The organism is Clostridium felsineum DSM 794 (genome assembly GCF_002006355.2).
Taxonomy (GTDB): domain Bacteria; phylum Bacillota; class Clostridia; order Clostridiales; family Clostridiaceae; genus Clostridium_S; species Clostridium_S felsineum.
Window position 1 is genome coordinate 35,308 of sequence record NZ_CP096981.1, and the last position, 17,341, is coordinate 52,648.

General features: G+C 29.4%; 15 protein-coding genes and 3 pseudogenes. 9 read left to right on the top strand and 9 right to left on the bottom strand.

Features of this window, described 5'->3' with window-relative positions:
• The first annotated feature begins 20 nt into the window (after positions 1-20).
• Positions 21-572 (top strand): HXXEE domain-containing protein, encoded by a 552-nt coding sequence (locus CLFE_RS22745; RefSeq protein WP_077893174.1) that lies wholly within the window; start codon positions 21-23, stop codon positions 570-572.
• A 121-nt stretch (positions 573-693) separates the two neighbouring features.
• Here CLFE_RS22745 and pelA read toward each other — a convergent pair whose 3' ends face one another.
• Positions 694-1,665 carry a pectate lyase gene (gene pelA, locus CLFE_RS22750; RefSeq protein ID WP_077893173.1) on the bottom strand — a complete coding sequence of 324 codons (972 nt, stop codon included), beginning with the start codon at positions 1,663-1,665 and terminating at the stop codon, positions 694-696.
• A 322-nt stretch (positions 1,666-1,987) separates the two neighbouring features.
• Here pelA and CLFE_RS22755 point away from each other — a divergent pair, with 322 nt between their 5' ends.
• The 3 genes from CLFE_RS22755 (at position 1,988) to CLFE_RS22765 (ending at position 4,834) form a co-directional block, all read left to right on the top strand.
• Positions 1,988-2,839: a Cof-type HAD-IIB family hydrolase gene (locus CLFE_RS22755; protein WP_077893172.1), complete on the top strand. Its 852-nt coding sequence runs from the start codon at positions 1,988-1,990 to the stop codon at positions 2,837-2,839.
• Between the two features lie 557 nt (positions 2,840-3,396).
• Entirely contained in the window at positions 3,397-3,888 is a 492-nt protein-coding gene (locus CLFE_RS22760; RefSeq protein ID WP_077893171.1) for a sigma-70 family RNA polymerase sigma factor, read from the top strand.
• Positions 3,881-4,834 (top strand): hypothetical protein, encoded by a 954-nt coding sequence (locus CLFE_RS22765; protein WP_077893170.1) that lies wholly within the window; start codon positions 3,881-3,883, stop codon positions 4,832-4,834. The genes CLFE_RS22760 and CLFE_RS22765 overlap by 8 nt, the downstream gene beginning before the upstream one ends.
• A gap of 114 nt (positions 4,835-4,948) precedes the next feature.
• Here the strand turns inward: CLFE_RS22765 and CLFE_RS24405 are convergent.
• From CLFE_RS24405 to CLFE_RS22775, 3 genes and pseudogenes are all read right to left on the bottom strand, one after another.
• A pseudogene (locus CLFE_RS24405) lies at positions 4,949-5,166 on the bottom strand (Tn3 family transposase); the annotation flags it as partial.
• 1,555 nt (positions 5,167-6,721) lie between these two features.
• Positions 6,722-8,152: a 6-phospho-beta-glucosidase gene (locus tag CLFE_RS22770; RefSeq protein WP_077850801.1), complete on the bottom strand. Its 1,431-nt coding sequence runs from the start codon at positions 8,150-8,152 to the stop codon at positions 6,722-6,724.
• 89 nt (positions 8,153-8,241) lie between these two features.
• Positions 8,242-9,045 carry an EamA family transporter gene (locus CLFE_RS22775; protein ID WP_077893235.1) on the bottom strand — a complete coding sequence of 268 codons (804 nt, stop codon included), beginning with the start codon at positions 9,043-9,045 and terminating at the stop codon, positions 8,242-8,244.
• A 243-nt stretch (positions 9,046-9,288) separates the two neighbouring features.
• On the opposite strand from CLFE_RS22775, the gene CLFE_RS24505 reads away from it, so the two are divergent.
• Together CLFE_RS24505 and CLFE_RS24510 are read left to right on the top strand one after the other, a co-directional pair.
• Positions 9,289-9,513, top strand: a complete 225-nt coding sequence (locus CLFE_RS24505; protein WP_432706070.1) for a hypothetical protein — start codon at positions 9,289-9,291, stop codon at positions 9,511-9,513.
• Positions 9,514-9,539: 26 nt separating this feature from the next.
• On the top strand, positions 9,540-9,815 hold the full coding sequence (locus CLFE_RS24510; RefSeq protein WP_432706071.1) for a phosphatase PAP2 family protein: 276 nt from the start codon (positions 9,540-9,542) through the stop codon (positions 9,813-9,815).
• A gap of 76 nt (positions 9,816-9,891) precedes the next feature.
• Here the strand turns inward: CLFE_RS24510 and CLFE_RS22785 are convergent, their stop codons facing one another.
• Together CLFE_RS22785 and CLFE_RS22790 are read right to left on the bottom strand one after the other, a co-directional pair.
• The gene (locus tag CLFE_RS22785) at positions 9,892-10,164 is read right to left on the bottom strand and encodes an alpha-amylase family protein (protein ID WP_242951595.1); all 273 of its coding nucleotides are present in this window, start codon (positions 10,162-10,164) and stop codon (positions 9,892-9,894) included.
• A gap of 192 nt (positions 10,165-10,356) precedes the next feature.
• A pseudogene (locus CLFE_RS22790) lies at positions 10,357-11,075 on the bottom strand (Tn3 family transposase); the annotation flags it as partial.
• Between the two features lie 47 nt (positions 11,076-11,122).
• Between CLFE_RS22790 and CLFE_RS22795 the strand changes: the two are divergent.
• Positions 11,123-11,438 (top strand): annotated as a pseudogene (locus CLFE_RS22795) (permease); the annotation flags it as partial.
• A gap of 147 nt (positions 11,439-11,585) precedes the next feature.
• Here the strand turns inward: CLFE_RS22795 and CLFE_RS22800 are convergent.
• Both CLFE_RS22800 and CLFE_RS22805 read right to left on the bottom strand, forming a co-directional pair.
• Positions 11,586-11,882, bottom strand: a complete 297-nt coding sequence (locus CLFE_RS22800) for a putative quinol monooxygenase (protein ID WP_207651374.1) — start codon at positions 11,880-11,882, stop codon at positions 11,586-11,588.
• 128 nt (positions 11,883-12,010) lie between these two features.
• Positions 12,011-12,574 carry a nitroreductase family protein gene (locus CLFE_RS22805; RefSeq protein WP_077893169.1) on the bottom strand — a complete coding sequence of 188 codons (564 nt, stop codon included), beginning with the start codon at positions 12,572-12,574 and terminating at the stop codon, positions 12,011-12,013.
• A gap of 203 nt (positions 12,575-12,777) precedes the next feature.
• Here CLFE_RS22805 and CLFE_RS22810 point away from each other — a divergent pair, with 203 nt between their 5' ends.
• Positions 12,778-14,265: a PucR family transcriptional regulator gene (locus tag CLFE_RS22810; protein ID WP_077893168.1), complete on the top strand. Its 1,488-nt coding sequence runs from the start codon at positions 12,778-12,780 to the stop codon at positions 14,263-14,265.
• A 98-nt stretch (positions 14,266-14,363) separates the two neighbouring features.
• Here the strand turns inward: CLFE_RS22810 and CLFE_RS22815 are convergent, their stop codons facing one another.
• Positions 14,364-14,732: a hypothetical protein gene (locus CLFE_RS22815; RefSeq protein WP_077893167.1), complete on the bottom strand. Its 369-nt coding sequence runs from the start codon at positions 14,730-14,732 to the stop codon at positions 14,364-14,366.
• A gap of 829 nt (positions 14,733-15,561) precedes the next feature.
• Here CLFE_RS22815 and CLFE_RS22820 point away from each other — a divergent pair.
• Complete coding sequence (locus tag CLFE_RS22820) at positions 15,562-17,277, top strand: beta-1,3-glucanase family protein (protein WP_077893166.1); 1,716 nt, start codon at positions 15,562-15,564, stop codon at positions 17,275-17,277.
• The last annotated feature ends 64 nt before the right edge of the window (positions 17,278-17,341 follow it).

Genomic DNA, 17,341 nt, shown 5'->3' on the forward strand with positions numbered 1-17,341 from the left:
AGAAAAAAGGTGGGGATTTTATGAGTACAATGAATGTTATAGTATGGATGCTTCCAGTTTTCTTCATACTTCATGATTTTGAAGAGATTATATTTGCTGAAATATGGGCAAAGCGTTATGAAAAAGAGATAGATGCCACTTTTACTAAAAAGCAGCCCTTTGGCTTAAGGTATATTCATAATTGGAGAACGGCAACTTTTTCAGTAGGTGTAGAGTTTATATTTTTGATTTATACAATTATAACTTTATTATCTGTAATATTTAATAGCTATTTTTTATGGTATGCTTTCTTTATGGGTCTTTTCTTGCATTTTATTTTTCTTCATTTAGTAATGTGTATTAGATTTAAGCACTATGTACCAGGTATAGTTACATCGGCTATTTTCTTAATACCTAATTTATGGCTTTTAATTTTGGCTGAGAAGATACTTAAATACAGCTTATTTACTAATTTTTGTGCTTGTATTTTAGTGATAATTGTTACTGTAATACTTATGCCTGCCTTGCATAAGCTCATGGGTATATTTTCTACATGGTTATATAGGTATTCAAAGCCAAAAAAACTTATTTAGAATAAAAAAATTCCTCTTAGAATAAATAGTTTATTGTTCTAAGAGGAGTGTTTAAATTCCTTTTCAGTAATTGCATTTTGAATTTCTTTTCATAATAAACAGTTAAATTTAAGGCTTTATATTATTTTATAATAGATGAAGGCCAGCTTCCGTACCAAGCATAGCCAGTTCTTCTTTCAAGTTCAATATCACTAAGCTTGTATTCTACATTACCATTTCGGCCAACAAACATAGGTTTATTAGTACCTAGTTCATAGAAACGTGCCCATATAGGACCAGCCTTTGGATCATTAACAACCTTAACATCTCTATTAGCTTTAACTACTCTTATACCATTTATTTCAGAAGCTTTAAACCAATTCTTTGCTCCGTTTATAGAGGCAGCTATTTGAGGAGTTGAAGGTCTAGTCTCTAAAAACTTAACAATGTTAGTACTTTCACTAGCAGTAAGGGAAGGAAGCTCATAAGCCCTTGCGCCAGCTGGTTTTAAAGTAACTTCATCATGCTGTTGACCCCAAGCTGTTAAATTTCCATTTTCTACAACTTGAGTTTTTAATACACAATCTATACCCTTATTAACTGCAGTTTTACATTTAGCTGCTATTGCATTATCTATAAATGTAAAGTCACCTTTTTTATTTGAAACATCATCTAAAAGATACATTACATTTATCATTGCATCATCATTATAAGTTATATGTTTATGATAACCAGAAGCATTATAAACCTGTGGCCATCCACCGTTTGTTTGATACTGCATATTTAATAAAAAATTGATTCCACGTGTAGCAGCATTAGAATATACTACATTTTTTGTTTTTGTATATTCCTTTGCAAGTCTTCTTATTTCTGTGTAAGTAGCTTCATTATCAATGCAGGATTTTGCCCAATCTCCACTAGTTTCTCCATAATATTTTTGCCAACCACCATCAGCTTGTTGATTTTTTAAAATATCTGCTATGCTTGCAGTAGTACCACTAGCAGGACCCTTTGCAAATACAGTTGAAGAAGGCTTTGCAGTTATCATTAAGGCAGTTAAAGCTAAGGTTATTGCTAAAGCAGATGATATACCCTTTAATTTTGATTTTAACATATTAACACTCCTTATTATTTAGTATGCAAAATACGAAAGGAATTTTGATTTTTTAAAGTAAAATACTGCATATTACGAAAACGTATACAGATATTTAGCAATATTAATGCAAATACCAAAATAATTATACCATGTAAATAAATTTAATAATATATATTTACATAAGAAGGTCATATATTGCAACATTTATAAAAAATATTGCAATATAGTAAAAATAAAAATTTACAAAGTTAATATATTTTTATAAATGATTTATTTAAATTAATAGCCTTGTTCATATATAGAATTATTAGTATAATTAAATAAAAAACTAGGAGGCAGCATGATGGATATAAAAGTAATTATTATGGATATTGATGGAACCTTAACTAATAGCAAAAAGATTATAACAGATAAAACAAAGAAGGCCTTAAAAAAGGCACAAGAATTAGGTACTGTACTTATTTTAGCATCAGGAAGACCTACCTCTGGGCTAATGGATTTTGCTGAAGAGTTAGAAATGGATAAAAATCATGGACTTTTAGTTTCTTTTAATGGAGCAAAGGTTGTGGATTGTGAAAATGGTAAGGTTTTATTTGATGAAACCATGAGCATAGAACAAGGACAAGCGGTTCTTGAGCATATGAAAAAGTTTGAGGTTAAACCCATGATAGATAAGGGCGAATATATGTATGTTAATGATGTATTTAAAAATGAGATACAATATAAGGGTAAACCCTTTAATATAATAAAGTACGAAGCACGAAATAATAAATTTAAGTTGTGTGAAAAAGATGATTTAGCGCTTTTTGCAGATTATCCTTTAAACAAGATTTTAACAGCTGGAGAACCTGAATATTTAAAAGAGCACTATAAAGAAATGATGGAACCTTTTAAGGAAACTCTAAATTGCATGTTCACAGCAGATTTTTATTTTGAATTCACTGCTAAAGGAATTGATAAAGCTAAAGCATTAGATACGGTGTTAATGCCTATGGGATATAAGAAAGAAGAAATGATTGCCTTTGGAGATGGACATAATGATATTTCAATGGTGAAGTATGCAGGAATTGGAGTGGCTATGGATAATGCTGTACAGGAGTTAAAGGATGAGGCAGATGAAGTTACTCTTTCAAATGATGAGGATGGTATAGCTCATACCTTAAGTAAATATATGAAGGGAATACAGCTTTAAAATAATTATTTTCTTTAGAGAAGCTTTATAAAGATGACATATTGGTGTCATCTTTTTTGTTGTGCAATATGGAGGAAAAAGAGTGATATTATGAAAAATAATTTTGCAACACTTTTATAGGTTCAATTGTATTTAATATAGGTGAACTACTATATGTAATATTTAGATTCAGCAAAAATAATAAAATAAGGTGAGATTTCAAACAAATTAAAAAATTATATAACGCATAAATGCTAATACATTCTGATTCATAATGTAAGAATTTTAGTGCGTTATATATATATAAACGCATAAATACTAGTACATTCTGATTCATAAAAGATTCTAAGGTCGAACCTCTTTAGCAGGAATATTTTATGATCCATAATGTAAGAATTTTAGTGCGTTATATATATATAAACGCATAAATACTAGTACATTCTGATTCATAAAAGATTCTAAGGTCGAACCTCTTTAGCAGGAATATTTTATGATCCATAATGTAAGAATTTTAGTGCGTTATATATAGAAAGCATTTAGAGGTTATGGTATGACAGGATGGAAGGATGAGTTTTATAATGAATGAGATTTCAGTAGGAAGAAATGAAATTATCTCACAGGATCTAGATCAGTACGGCAATATGCTTTTAAGGCTTGCATATTCTTACATGAAAAATATTTATGATGCTGAAGATGTGGTTCAAGAGGTTTTTGTACAATTACTTAAAAATATAGATATATTTGAAAGTGATTCTTATAAAAGAAATTGGCTTATTTGTGTTGCAAGAAATATATGTAAGAATAAATTGAAATCTGCTTGGTTTAAAAAATGTATAGAGTTGGAGGAAGTACCTTGTTATGACAGATATAAAGATGGTAACGTTTTAGATTCAGTAATGAATCTCCCTCTCAAGTATAGGGAAATTATTTATTTATATTACTATGAGGAATATACTACAGTTGAAATTTCGGACTTAATAAACAAAAAGGAATCAACAGTTAGATCACTTCTTAGTCGTGGAAGAAAATTATTAAAGAAAAAATTGAAGGAGGAGTATGATTTTGAGTAAAAAATATAAAAAAGCATTAGAAGAAATTGTTATATCTGAAGATATGAAAAAAAGAATACTCCATAATGTACTAAGTGAAAATGTAAAAGTTAAGAAGTATAAAATAGGTGTAAGAAGTAAGCTGATTATTGCATCAGTTTTGGCAGTATTTTCTGTAGCACTTATTTTAAAAAGCTATTTTTATATACTATTAAAAAATGGCAGTTCAAAAGTAGATAATATAGCTAAGGTACATAGAGTTTTAAGAAAACCTCAATTAAAAGAAGTAGAAAATAATGTTAAGCCTAAAGGTAAAAATGATAGTGAAGAAAATAAGGATATGGAGAAGCAAAAAATTATAAAGCAGTATGTATACAATAAAAATCACAAGCAAAGAAGTAACCAAGAGCAAAACGATAATAAAAATATTAAGCCTAATGAGAATAATCAGGATAACAATAATAGAAATAAGGTTAGTAGCAACAATAGCAATAACAATAACAATAACATAGTTAGTAGTGTGCCCTCAGTTACTTTAGAAAATAATGAAAATAAGTATAAAACTTTAGAAGAAGCAGAAAACGCAGTTAACTTTAAAATAAGTGATCTGAAGAATTTACCAACTGGATTTAATTTGAGTAAAATAAGTGTTCTAGAAAACAAAACTATTGAAATTGATTATAATCTTGAAAAAGATGTTATGAAATTTACTGCATTGAAAAATTCAGGGGCTTTAACAGGTACTTATGATGGAGACAAGGGTGAAAACGTCCTTAATATAAATGGAGTAAAGGTTATGCTAAAGGAAGATAAGGATAAAATAGTTAAGGGAGCAACCTGGGAAAAAGATAATATAAGCTATTCAATATCATTTGAAAATGGTATTGAAAAAGAAAAAGTAATAAGTATAATTAGTAGTAATTGTGGTACCGCCAACGCTACCGATAAAACCCACGCTAAGCGTTAGTAAATAAATGATATGAAAATCAGAAGTATGTACTCACCATAGTAACACGGATGCTGTAATTACACCTATATGGGGTACCTCCAACATTTCTGACAAAACCCACGCTAAGACAATCTATGGAATATTAATATTTAATGGCCTTAACTCATTATATTCGGGAATATTTTTAGCATCAAAGGTATATTCTTCGAGCAAATTAATATGCTCCCAATCTAGTGAAGCTATGTGTTTAATTAAGCTTTCGTCAAATGTATAATTTTGCTTTAAATAATTTATAGATTTTCTAAATAAGTAGTATTCCAAATACTTATGGCATTAATTAATATATTTAAAGGGCACAACTAACATATGTGTAAAAACGAGCTACATGTTAGATTTTCTCCAAATAATAGTCAGTTTTATTTTATGGTATTGAAACATTCAGTTCTAGATTTTGGTACATGGGGTTTGTGTAGAATTGGAAACAAAAACACCCGTAGGCTATAATTATATGGCAATAGCTAATATGTAACCTTATTTATTCTAAAATTATAGGTTAACTATTATCCTTTATTTGTTGTGTTTAAGATTCTTCATCAATATTTTTTGTAATTATTAACTGGCGTAACCTTCCTTGTTCTACTTCTTTAGATAAATTAAAAGAGTATTCTCCAATGATGTACAGGCAGTTATTTGTAATAAGTAAGATTGGCTTGTAAATAATTAATTTCATCATAATTACAGTCGTAATTATTGAAAATAAAAAGGGCATACATCCCACTTGAATATCTAAGTATAACCATGTATTTATAAAAACTTACTATTACTTTTTACTATTCTAAAAAAATTATTATAATATTATACATCTATTTTACTTTAATCTATTTCGCCATTTAATTTTCATAAAATGAGACAGCTAATGGTTGTCTATCTGTAAATTTTTTATAACTATATTTAGGATATTCTACCATTACAGCTACTGTTACGTTCTTTTTTTCTGGAATATTAGAAATTTTGTTTATCGGTGAATTTTCACTAAGAGGGGTATACACCAAGATAAGTAAAAAACCCGGCCATTATCTGTAAAATAATTATATACTAGCCAGTTCTATTATTTATTTAACATTAACTTTGGTTATAAGTTCTCAAAAGAAAAAGTAGTATCTTACATAACTCTATAATAATACTACTTTTTCATGTGATACTGAAGCAAGTGACTTGTATTATAATTCTTAAAGCAATTCTCCATACTTTCTCATATGTACCTTCTTTAATATCGTAACTAAATCAGTGAAATTTGTTTTCTGTCACGTACCAATTGAGTTACTGCTACTGCAAGTGCTCTACCAGCACTATTACCTCCAACTTTGATCTTAGAGTTATTTAATAAACTTTTGCCAACAATGAGTTTTTAATCTATTTTTATATTACACTATGACATTGTGTCATGATCAACACTTTTATTAATAACTTTAGTTTTGCAAAATAAATAATCAAATTGGTAGTATTACCAAAAAATAAATATGGTACACTGATGGTCTCCGTGATATATAAAAGTTACCACACAATTAATCACACGGTAGGTTATTAGTATGCCAAATAAAGTTACTAATCATATTGTATCTATTAATGATGAACTTTACAATTACTTAAATGATGTAAACTATGGAATGAACAAGCTATAAATAATGTATCAATAGAACTAATACTTGATAAGTTAAAATTAGCTTCGTATAAAATTTTTTAGAATATTTATAGCACAAATATAGGCTCAAATACTGTAATTATATTCCTTTGTAGCATCCAACACTACAATTGGAATTTCAAATTCTTAAATTAAAGAAGTTAAGTAATAATAAATGAAAATAGGATAGGAACTGTAATTTAGATTCCTATCCTAAGATTTATTTATAGCTGATTTCCATTACTGGAGATAACATTCTTATACCAATGAAAGCTTTTCTTCTTAATACGTTTAAAAGTACCATTGCCATTATTATCTCTATCAACGTAAATAAATCCATATCTTTTTTTCATTTCACCAGTGCCATTGCTAATTAAATCAATACATCCCCAAGTAGTATATCCCATTAATTCAACACCATCAATATTTATAGCATCTTTTATTGCTTTAATGTGCTCTCTTAAATACTCAATTCGATAATCATCTTCTATATTACCATTTGTATCAATTATATCATTAGCACCTAAACCATTTTCAACAATGAATAATGGTTTTTCATAACGATCATATAATAAATTCATTGTAATTCTAAGCCCAAGTGGATCTATTTGCCAGCCCCATTCACTTGCTTTTAAATAAGGATTTTTTAATGTGGCGAATACATTACCTTCTGTTTGATCTACACCAATAGGATTTGAACTAGTTAAACGAGAAGAGTAATAACTAAAAGAAATAAAATCAACAGTATTCTCTTTTAATATTTTTTCATCATCTTTATTCATCTTTATAGTTATATTTTTTCTTTGTAGAAGTTTCTTTGCATAACGTGGATATTTTCCTCGAGATTGTACATCTATAAATAGATAATCTTCTCTATCGCTTTGGATTGATTTAAGAACATCTTTTGGATTACAAGTATTCGCATAGGTAGCACCTGCTGCAAGCATGCATCCTATCTTAAAATTTGGATTTATTTCATGTGCCATTTTAGTAGCTAATGCACTTGCAATCAATTGGTGATGTGCTGCTTGGTATTTAACAGCTTCTTCATTTTCACCTTTTTCAAAAACTAATCCAGCACCAATAAACGGTAGATGCATTAACATATTAATTTCATTGAATGTAAGCCAATACCTCACTTTATTTTTATATCTATTGAAAATAACTTTACATAATTTTTGGTGATATTTTATCATCTTGCGATTTCTCCAGGAACCAATTGTTTCTACCAGATGTATAGGTACATCAAAATGAGTAATAGTAACTAAGGGTTCAATATTGTATTTAAGACATTCATCGAATATATTATCATAGAATTCTAATCCGTCTTCATTTGCTTCTAGTTCATCACCTTTGGGAAATATACGTGCCCATGAAATAGACATACGAAAAGTTTTAAACCCCATTTCGTGCATTAAAGCTATGTCTGTTTTGTAGTTATGATAAAAATCAACGGCTTCATGACTTGGATAGTAATGGCTAGCATCACATTTTAACATTTTTAATTTTCCACTCATTACTGAAAATCGATCTTTACCTGTAGGTACTACATCAATAGTAGATAATCCTTTGTTACCTTCTAAGTATCCACCTTCACATTGATTAGCAGCTATAGCTCCTCCCCATAAAAATCCTTCTGGAAAAACATTTGCCATCTTAAATTCCTCCTATTTTAAACATATAATACAAAATTGTTGTATTACTATATACATTTGTAGTATGAATCCAACAGTATCAATTATAATTAAGCTTCAACAGCCTTTCTTTCATAAACCACATTACTCACTATAATTCCCAAAAATGTAGGGATTGCTCCGAACCATTGAGGTAAACTTACGTACTCTGATAAGAATAATGAGGACATTATAGTTGCAAAGGGAAGCTCTGATGATGGAAGTATTGTTCCCAGTGCTGGTTCAATGTGTGGCATTCCAATAGAAAACAAGATTGGTGGAAACAATAAAAATATAATTATCAAGGCACTTGTGGAAAGAAGTGCACTTTTTAATATTGGGGGAGTATCTTTCTCAACTGAACTGCTAAAAAATATAAAGGTTGTGTAAGATATTGCAGCAAGCATTCCCCAAATGATTCCTTTGAGAGAAAAATTAAGTTCTCTTTGAGTAAGTAGATTCGCAGCTAAAATAGAGCCTATAAGCAAAATTATTATAGATACAAGTTTTTGTTTCCATGGTTTTTTCTTATTAAATATCCAATCAAATAAAACACCAATCCAAACAAATTGAAATAAAAAAATTATTGCCAGCGAAGTATTTAGTGTTTTAAGTGATTGATAATAAAATATACCTGTTAGTCCAAATGGAATTCCACATAGCATTATTTTTAAAATTTGTTTTAAGTTTAATTTCTTCTTTTTTGTAAATAAAACGTCACACCAAATAAGTACAGTTCCACAAAAATACTGACTTTCTGTTACCTGTGATGGTGAAAAACCTTCTAAATAGGCAAGATTCACAAATGTTGATAGTATTCCATAACAACATCCTCCTAAAAAAACTAATATTGGGTAATGGCAACTTTTGAAAATTATTGCCCTTTTCAATTAAACGTAAAAAGCCACACAACTATCAAAACTGATAATTGTGTGGCGAAAATAGATTTCTCTAGAAAAATCCACACGTAAATATGATTTTATTATTTAATTCTAATATAGTATAAAAGCTATAAGGTAACTTGTCAAGTAGGATATTTAATTCAATATTATTAATTATTTTAATGTAAATCTAATGTTAAATGACTATAAATTATTAATGAATAGGAGAGTGTACAAATGAATATGAAACTTTTTAGACTAATAAATAATTTATCAAATAAAAACTCAATCCTCCATAAGCTAATGATTTTCTTTTCAAAGGATGTACCTTATATATTTATGTTTATTGTTGCAGTAGTATTTATTTTAGGTGTTATTAAGAAGAATGATAACTATAGAAAAGTATACGTTAATACATTTATTATGACTGTAATTAATTTAATGTTAAGTTTTTTAATTTGAAACATGTTTTACGTGGACAGTTCTTTGTGAATAATAAGGTTAATTTATTGGTACCACATGTTAAGGATGCATCTTTTCCAAGTGATCATGTTACAGGAACTATGAGTATAGCTTTAGGCTTAGGAAAGTATAATAGAGTTCTTGGAATTATAATGACCATAATATCAATAATTGTTGGTTTTTCAAGAGTATATGTTGGAAATCACTATCCTTTAGATGCCATTGGGGCATATATTATGGTTTTCATTACAAATTATTTATACAATGTGTTATTAAGAAATAAAATGAAGAAGTTTATATGAAAATAGAAAAGTTTTTAATGGATAAGTTTAAAGCTAAAAAAAATTCTAATATTTTAGTAGCTATATCTTTGTATTTTCAAGAGTTATCATATGGTTCTATAAAAAATTGAGGGGTAAAATTTGCTCTAGCATCTAGTATTGCAAATCCCATTTTTATATTCCAATCACTTGTACTTGAAGATTGCTTATGTTCATAGTTGTCGTGACTTTCAACATAGCATAAAGATTTACTTGGAAGTTTATAATGATCACCAAAGTTAATCTTTGAAAGTCCTTTTAAATTTTTGTTTTGAACAACTTCTCTTATAGGTCCTCCATAAGATTTAGCTGTAATATCAAAATATGACATATAAACCTCATCATTATCACCACCATCTGGTAGAACTTCACCGTAAAGATATAAATTGTTCGCATTATGAAGGGAACCTAAAACTCTTCCTCAATAATCACATGACCAAGGCTTACCCTCACCAGCATCAATATATTCGTTTAGAAATTGAATATCTATGTCTTGAACATCGGTTCTCTGAGTTGCTAAATCAAGAAGTCCATCAATTACATGTACGGCATCCCTTGCATTAGTATTTATAACCTTAGTATAAAAAGTTGAAAATTAATCACTCACAAATCTATACATAGTTGCACCTTTGCCTGTTCCGTAATGTGGATTAGCATCAGCTTGTAAAGATGAAACTCTAACTTGAACCCTCAATCCATCACTGGATGAGGTGTTGCCATCACCCAAAAAAGATGATAAAAATAATTTATGATGATAATTAACAAGGGTTGTCTGTGCTTTTTTCATAGCATCGTCATATAATCGTCACTATACTGAATTGACCATTTGGCTATATGATATTTTAGGAGTGGAATCTGACATTTTGACAATCCAATATTAGTACCTATAGCCATAAGTGATGCCATTAAAATAGTCTTTTCTTCACCTTTAGCTGCATAACAAGTTGAAGCGTGAAGAAAATTTTTATCAAAGCCTGTCTGTTTAGACACTTCTAAAAGTAAATCAGAAAGCTTGACTCTAGGTATCATTTTATAAAGCTTTTTACTTAGTTGTATCGATTCAGTAGGTGTATCTTTTTCTAGTATATCTATATGTATTTTAGAATTTTAAATGGGTACACTTTTTAATTTATCTAGATTTTTAGAAAACTATTCTAACCTAATATTTAGAGAATCTATTCTTTCCTGCAGATATTCTCTTACATTGAGATTTACAGCAAACTTTATTCCTGTGCTTTTAGCAATTTCGCCAGGATTTTTGTCTCTTATATTTTTGCAAGTGTTGGAGCGGAGTTATGCATGGATGGATTCCAGCAGGAGCGATTGCAGAATATACAGGAAAAGATAATCCTTTTGCAGTTTGTAGCTGTATTAATAGGAATTCTATTATACTCAAAAATACCTTTAGTTAGCGAACTTACAAGGACAGGTGTTTCAATGAGAACTTCTCTAGCCTTCATGATGGCTGTAATAGGTTTTAGTATACCCGAAGGAATTCTTTTATGAAAGGTTTTAAAACTTAAACTATTAGCAGTATTTTATGCTGTTACAGGAGTAGGTATTATATTCACTGGATATATGTCTAATTTTATAATAGCTAAATAAAATTAGGAAAACGTACAGAACTAAATGATTTTAGAAGTGTACGTTTTTACATACTTGTATATTTGACCAATATTAAAATTGATGATCTTAAAAGCTGTAATCTTAAGAAATTAATAAAATAAGTTTAAAGAATAATTTAGCTTTTTTTTAAACCTTCAGTGATATAACATATACATTATCTGTTACTGATTCAACGAAAGGAGCTAATTCTTGAGTCAACGAACGATAATTCTCACTATTTTTCATACAATTGAGTACATCCGTATCTTTCCATACGCTAATAACACCAAAAAAGGGATTTTCATCTTCAATGCTAGGTTCTAAGAAGTACGCTTCAACACATCCAGCCTCTTTATTAATAGGCACAAGATTTTCTCGCCCCATCAACTTTAGTTTCTTCTCCATTCCTATAACACATTTTATATTAACAACTCGAACAATCATGCAATACCTCCATTAAAAATAATATATATTTTATACTTTCAAAATTATTACACCAGATTATTTCATTAACTAGCTTTATTGGTAGTGTATTAATAAAAAATATTTCATAGTATTTATAGTTTATATCATTATGTGATTATATTCACAATCCCTTCTTTTCTTGGAGATGGTGAAGGTTGTGCCATATCTTTATAACCAAAAGTAGCTGCACCTACGAAAGTATAATCATCAGGAATTCCTAATTCTTTTTTTAGGGCTTGGCCTTCTTGTGTAGGAAACACAAGAATTAATGAATGAATCCAGCAGGAACCAATCCCTAAAGATTCTGCTGCAAGTAACATATTTTCTAATGCCACGCTGCCATTATTTAGGTACGCTGCTGATGATTTTTGATCACCAGAAACGATAATAAAAGTAGGTGCGTTGTGATAAGCAGAAAATTTTTCAGCTTTAGCAAGCGCTTCAAAATTCTTGTTACCAGATTTGATATAAGCATTCTTACAAGTTTTGTTGATTTTTTGCAGCATTTCCTTGTTCTGTATCACTGTAAAGTAAGAAGATTGCTGACCTAAGCCACATGGTGCGAATTTACCTGCTTCAAGTATTGCTTGCAATTCTTCTTCTTTGATTTGTTCCTCTTTATATTTTCGTATACTTCTTCTAGTTAAGATTGTTTTTAATGTTTCATTCATTTTTATTTCTCCTTTTCTAAAAATATTTGATTGGCTTAAAATACTTTCTAACTTATTATAGTATCCAACAATTTGTAGCATTTATCTTAAGTTATATATATAATATCATCATATTTTTAACATTAATATCCGAAAAATATTGTTTTTTTTATATAAAAATGCTACACTTTGTAGTACAAATAATCAAAGAGGGGATATAACTTATGAAATTAAGCATTAGTATACTTTCAGAACAACTTTCAGATTATATTACTTGTTCCAAATGTAATGATTTTTCTAACGAGTTGAATTTAAATAGGCCTGAACACTATATAGATCAAAAGGTATTACTAAGCAATCATTTATATATTACTTCGGCATTAACTTTATCAGATTCGCTTATAGCTGAATCTGCCAGCTGCCTTATCTGTGTTGGAAAACCTTCAGAAGAATATTTTATGCAGAATTTTTCAATACTTTGTGTTTCAGATAACATCAATGTTCTTTCACTTTTTAACATGGTACAAACCATATATGATCGATATGATATATGGGATCAACGTATGCAGCGATGTATTAACTCTTATTCAGATTTACAAGACATCATTGATGTATCTGATGGAATTTTCCAAAATCCAATTTATTTTAGTGACGCAAATTATCTAATTCTAGCTGAATCACATAACAATCCACTGAATATTAAATATAACTATATTCCTGAGAGGTGTATAAATAACTTAAAACGTAATAAAGATTATGAAAAAATGTGGCAAAGTGGTGTACCAACTATTTCATATCATGATTACAGACATCTTTCCATTATAGTTAAATTACAGGGCAAATTTGTTATCTTTATATCAATTATGGAAGCTAATATTCCTTTTCGAAATAGTGACTCGCCTCTATTACAACATATGTCAAATTATGTATTGCTTCTTTACGAGCAAAATTTAATGCGGAGCGAAAACTCTTATTCTTCATTAGACTACTTTATAAAACAACAACTAAATAATCAACATATTTCTGATAGAGATTTTGAAAAAGCACTTATGTCACTTAATTGGAAAGTAGATCACACTTATTATGTTTGCTATATTGAGCTAACTGAAGTAGAACTTCGTTATAACATGGTTAAATATCAATGCTCTCAGATAGAAAATTTGTTTACTTCTGCTGCAATTGTGCTTGAATATAACAGTAGTATAATTACAGTTATAAATCTCTCATTAATAGATGATCCTAAACCTACCGAAGCAAACTTAAGGTTACTTTTACAGAAAAGTAACCTTAAGGGAGGAAAAAGTCGAGAATTTAACAATATAAATAATGTGAGAAATTATTATATTCAAGCTTTTTATGCGCTGGAGATTGGTAAAAGTGCAGATTCTAACTTATATTTTTATAATTTTGAAGATTATTGTTTACAGTATATGATTAAAAACTCTTACCAAAATCTTATTCCAGAATCTCTATGCCCAAGTGGTCTTATTCAAATGAATGAATATGATAAAGTACATAATACACAATATGTGTTAACCTTGAGAACTTATTTTGAACAGAAATTTAATGTAACACATGCAGCAAAAAAATTATATATTCACAGAACAACTTTCATAGAGCGCTTAAATAGAATTAAAAATTTTCTTGGCATGGATTTTGAAGATTCACACGGGTGCCTCTATCTTATGATTGCTTTAGAAATAATGAATTAGAAAGCTTTATGATAACCTAAGAATTGTTCCTTTAATTTCTATTTTTAGACAAGAAAAAACAGGGGTAAATACCCTGTTAATACATGTATTATTGACATTTATTCTTTTAATAATTCCGAAAGCAACTTACCATTAATTGCAAAGTTATCTGCTCCAAGAAAATGATAAGCAAAGTAGTTAACTTTCAAATTTGGATTTTCTATAGTATTAAGGATAACTTCATTTATAGCTTTAGAGAGTTCTGATATTTTTTCTTTTTCTATTGCAGGTCCTTGAATTTCTACAGTTATCACTGGATTTTCATTATCATACAGTTTGCCACGAATGTAGTAATTATCGTATTCATTAAAATATATTTCTATATCTGGAATTGAAGTGATATTGCATGTACTTTCGTAGATTTTTTCAGCTATAAGATTTTTTTTATCTTGCTGAAGTTTTAAAGTTTTAATGTTAATAATTGGCATTTTTTACTCCTCCTTTAAATTTATAATGAGTTTAACCCATTATAATATTGCCTATGTCCATAACTAATTTTGAGTTAAGTTTTAAAAAAATATAATAAAATTAGAAATATATCATGTGCTATTATTTATATGAAATATTCTCTAATTCATTATAACATTACAGCAATTTATGTGTTTTTTTCGCACCTATAAATACATTATACTATGTCATTTTCACTCTTAATATCCGTAATTCATTGATTCTTTTTTATAAAAACACTACACTTTGCAGTGTGATCATCTATCATCTTAATATTTGTTCCCATCCACCGTATATTCCGTGTTTAGTATCTGCAATATTTCCTCAAATAGCTAGGATTCTTCATAAGTTTTACATTCTAAAGAGCAAAAAATTCCCCTTTATATTGTTAAGGTATGAGTTTTCAATACATAATATATATTTATAATTTTTATCATTATAAAAAATCTACAAAATTTGTAATACTGGTCAACATTCATAATTCTAATACTTTAATATATTTAAGTTGTTATAAATTACAACTGTGAACTAAATAATAATTAAATTATATCATTATTTGGTTATTATTACCTATTTTTGTCTTATCGTGGGTTCTGTCGAAAATGTTGGCGCTATACCTATATGGGGTACTATAGTCTGTTCTTTGTTTCATTTACCAAGTGTTAATATACTCAAAAATAACATGGATATTTATCACATTGCATTTTTTTTGTAACATGCTACATGCTTTTACATATTTTTCATATTATGTATGCTATTATTGTAATTATAGGAAATATAATACATAATAAAATTTTAGGAGGTCAAATTATGTTAAGAAAAATACCTTCAGTTTTTACGGCGCTAATTATAACAGTAGTGTTATTGCTAACTGGAAAAGTTAGTGTTTATGCAGCTGATTATACTAGCGGTGTAACTGTTTCAGGAACAACTGCAACAATTTGGTTCAAATCAACAGTTAATACTTCATGGGTTGACGTTCATTACACTCTTAATTCAGGAATACAGCAGAATTTTAGAATGACATATAACAACACAACGGCTAGATATGAGAAAAGTATTACAAATGTTGTAAACGGCAATATTATAAATTATTCATTCACTTATAATAATGGAACACCAGCCTATAATACAAATACTTTTAACTATACCGTTGGAGATAATTCAAGTACAGTTGCGACACCTTCTATTAGCCCATCAGGAGGCAGCTATACTACAGCACAGAATGTAACAATAAACTGTGCAACAAGTGGTGCAACGATTAGATATACCACAGATGGAAGCACACCTACAGCTAGTTCGCAAGTTTATTCAGGACCAATAAACGTAACTTCATCAAAAACAATTAAAGCAATTGCCACAGCATCAGGAATGAACGATTCAGAAGTAGCATCAGCTACATATACAATTAATGGTAGCCAAGGTACCAATTTAATTCCATTAAACTCTGGTATGCAAATGACTGTTCAATTTAATAATAATACAAATGGAGCATGGAACAACAGTCAAATTTATGTGAATATTATTGGCAGAAATCAATCGGGTCAATTTTGCACAATTGCACCTAATGGAACAATGACTCCATGTGTTCCTGGACAGAATGCAGCTTCTTACTTCTATCCATTAAGCTCTATGTCAGGATTTCAGATTCCGTCTTATGTGAGCTCTGGAAGACTTTATATTTCTATGGGGGCACCACTTAATATTGCATTTAATAGAGCAGCTGATGGTACAGTAGGTATTGCTTATCCTAATATCGAAAATCCATCAGATCCAAGCTATAAGAGTTATTTTGACTGGGCTGAATTTGCTGTTATTAATGGTCAAATTTGGATTAATACTACACAGGTAGATATGTTTGGTTTGCCATATACTATTGAATTGTTTACAGGCAGTAGCACAAGTTATTCTTCTCTTGCAAAGGTTGGAATAACGGAATCAAGAGATTCTATTTTTAGTGAATTCAAATCACAGGTGCCAGCTCAATTCACCAGTCTAGCTACTCAACAAGCACCATATCGTATTTTAGCTCCTATCCACGGGGGTTTTAGATCCGGACAGGCTAATGGTACTTATTTTGACAGCTATATTAACAGTATTTGGAATCAATATACTACAAGTAACTTTGTAGTAACCATTCCACAAGGTACCTTTACTGGAAGAGTATTTGGTACAACAATGAATTTGACAAGACAAGGGGACTATCAAGTTTACCATGTAAATAAACCTACAGGAGATGAAGTATGGGGAGGTTCAGGTGCACTTGCAACAGGGAATGACATTGAAAAAGCACTTGAAGCACAAATTTGCGCTGCTTTCCATAGACATGTGATGGATAATGCCGTCAACTTAAATAATCCATATGCTTACTATCAGACGGGAGCTGCTGATTATTTTTCTAAGTTTTGGCATGATCACAGCTTGAATTCAAGAGCATATGGCTTCTGCTACGACGATGTAAACGACCAAAGCTCTACTATTCATGGTGTTAGTCCTAGAGGTGCTGTTATCAACATCGGTTGGTAATAGACATAATAAAAGACCTTGAATCACATATAAGTGATTCAAGGTCTTTTATTATGCACCCAGT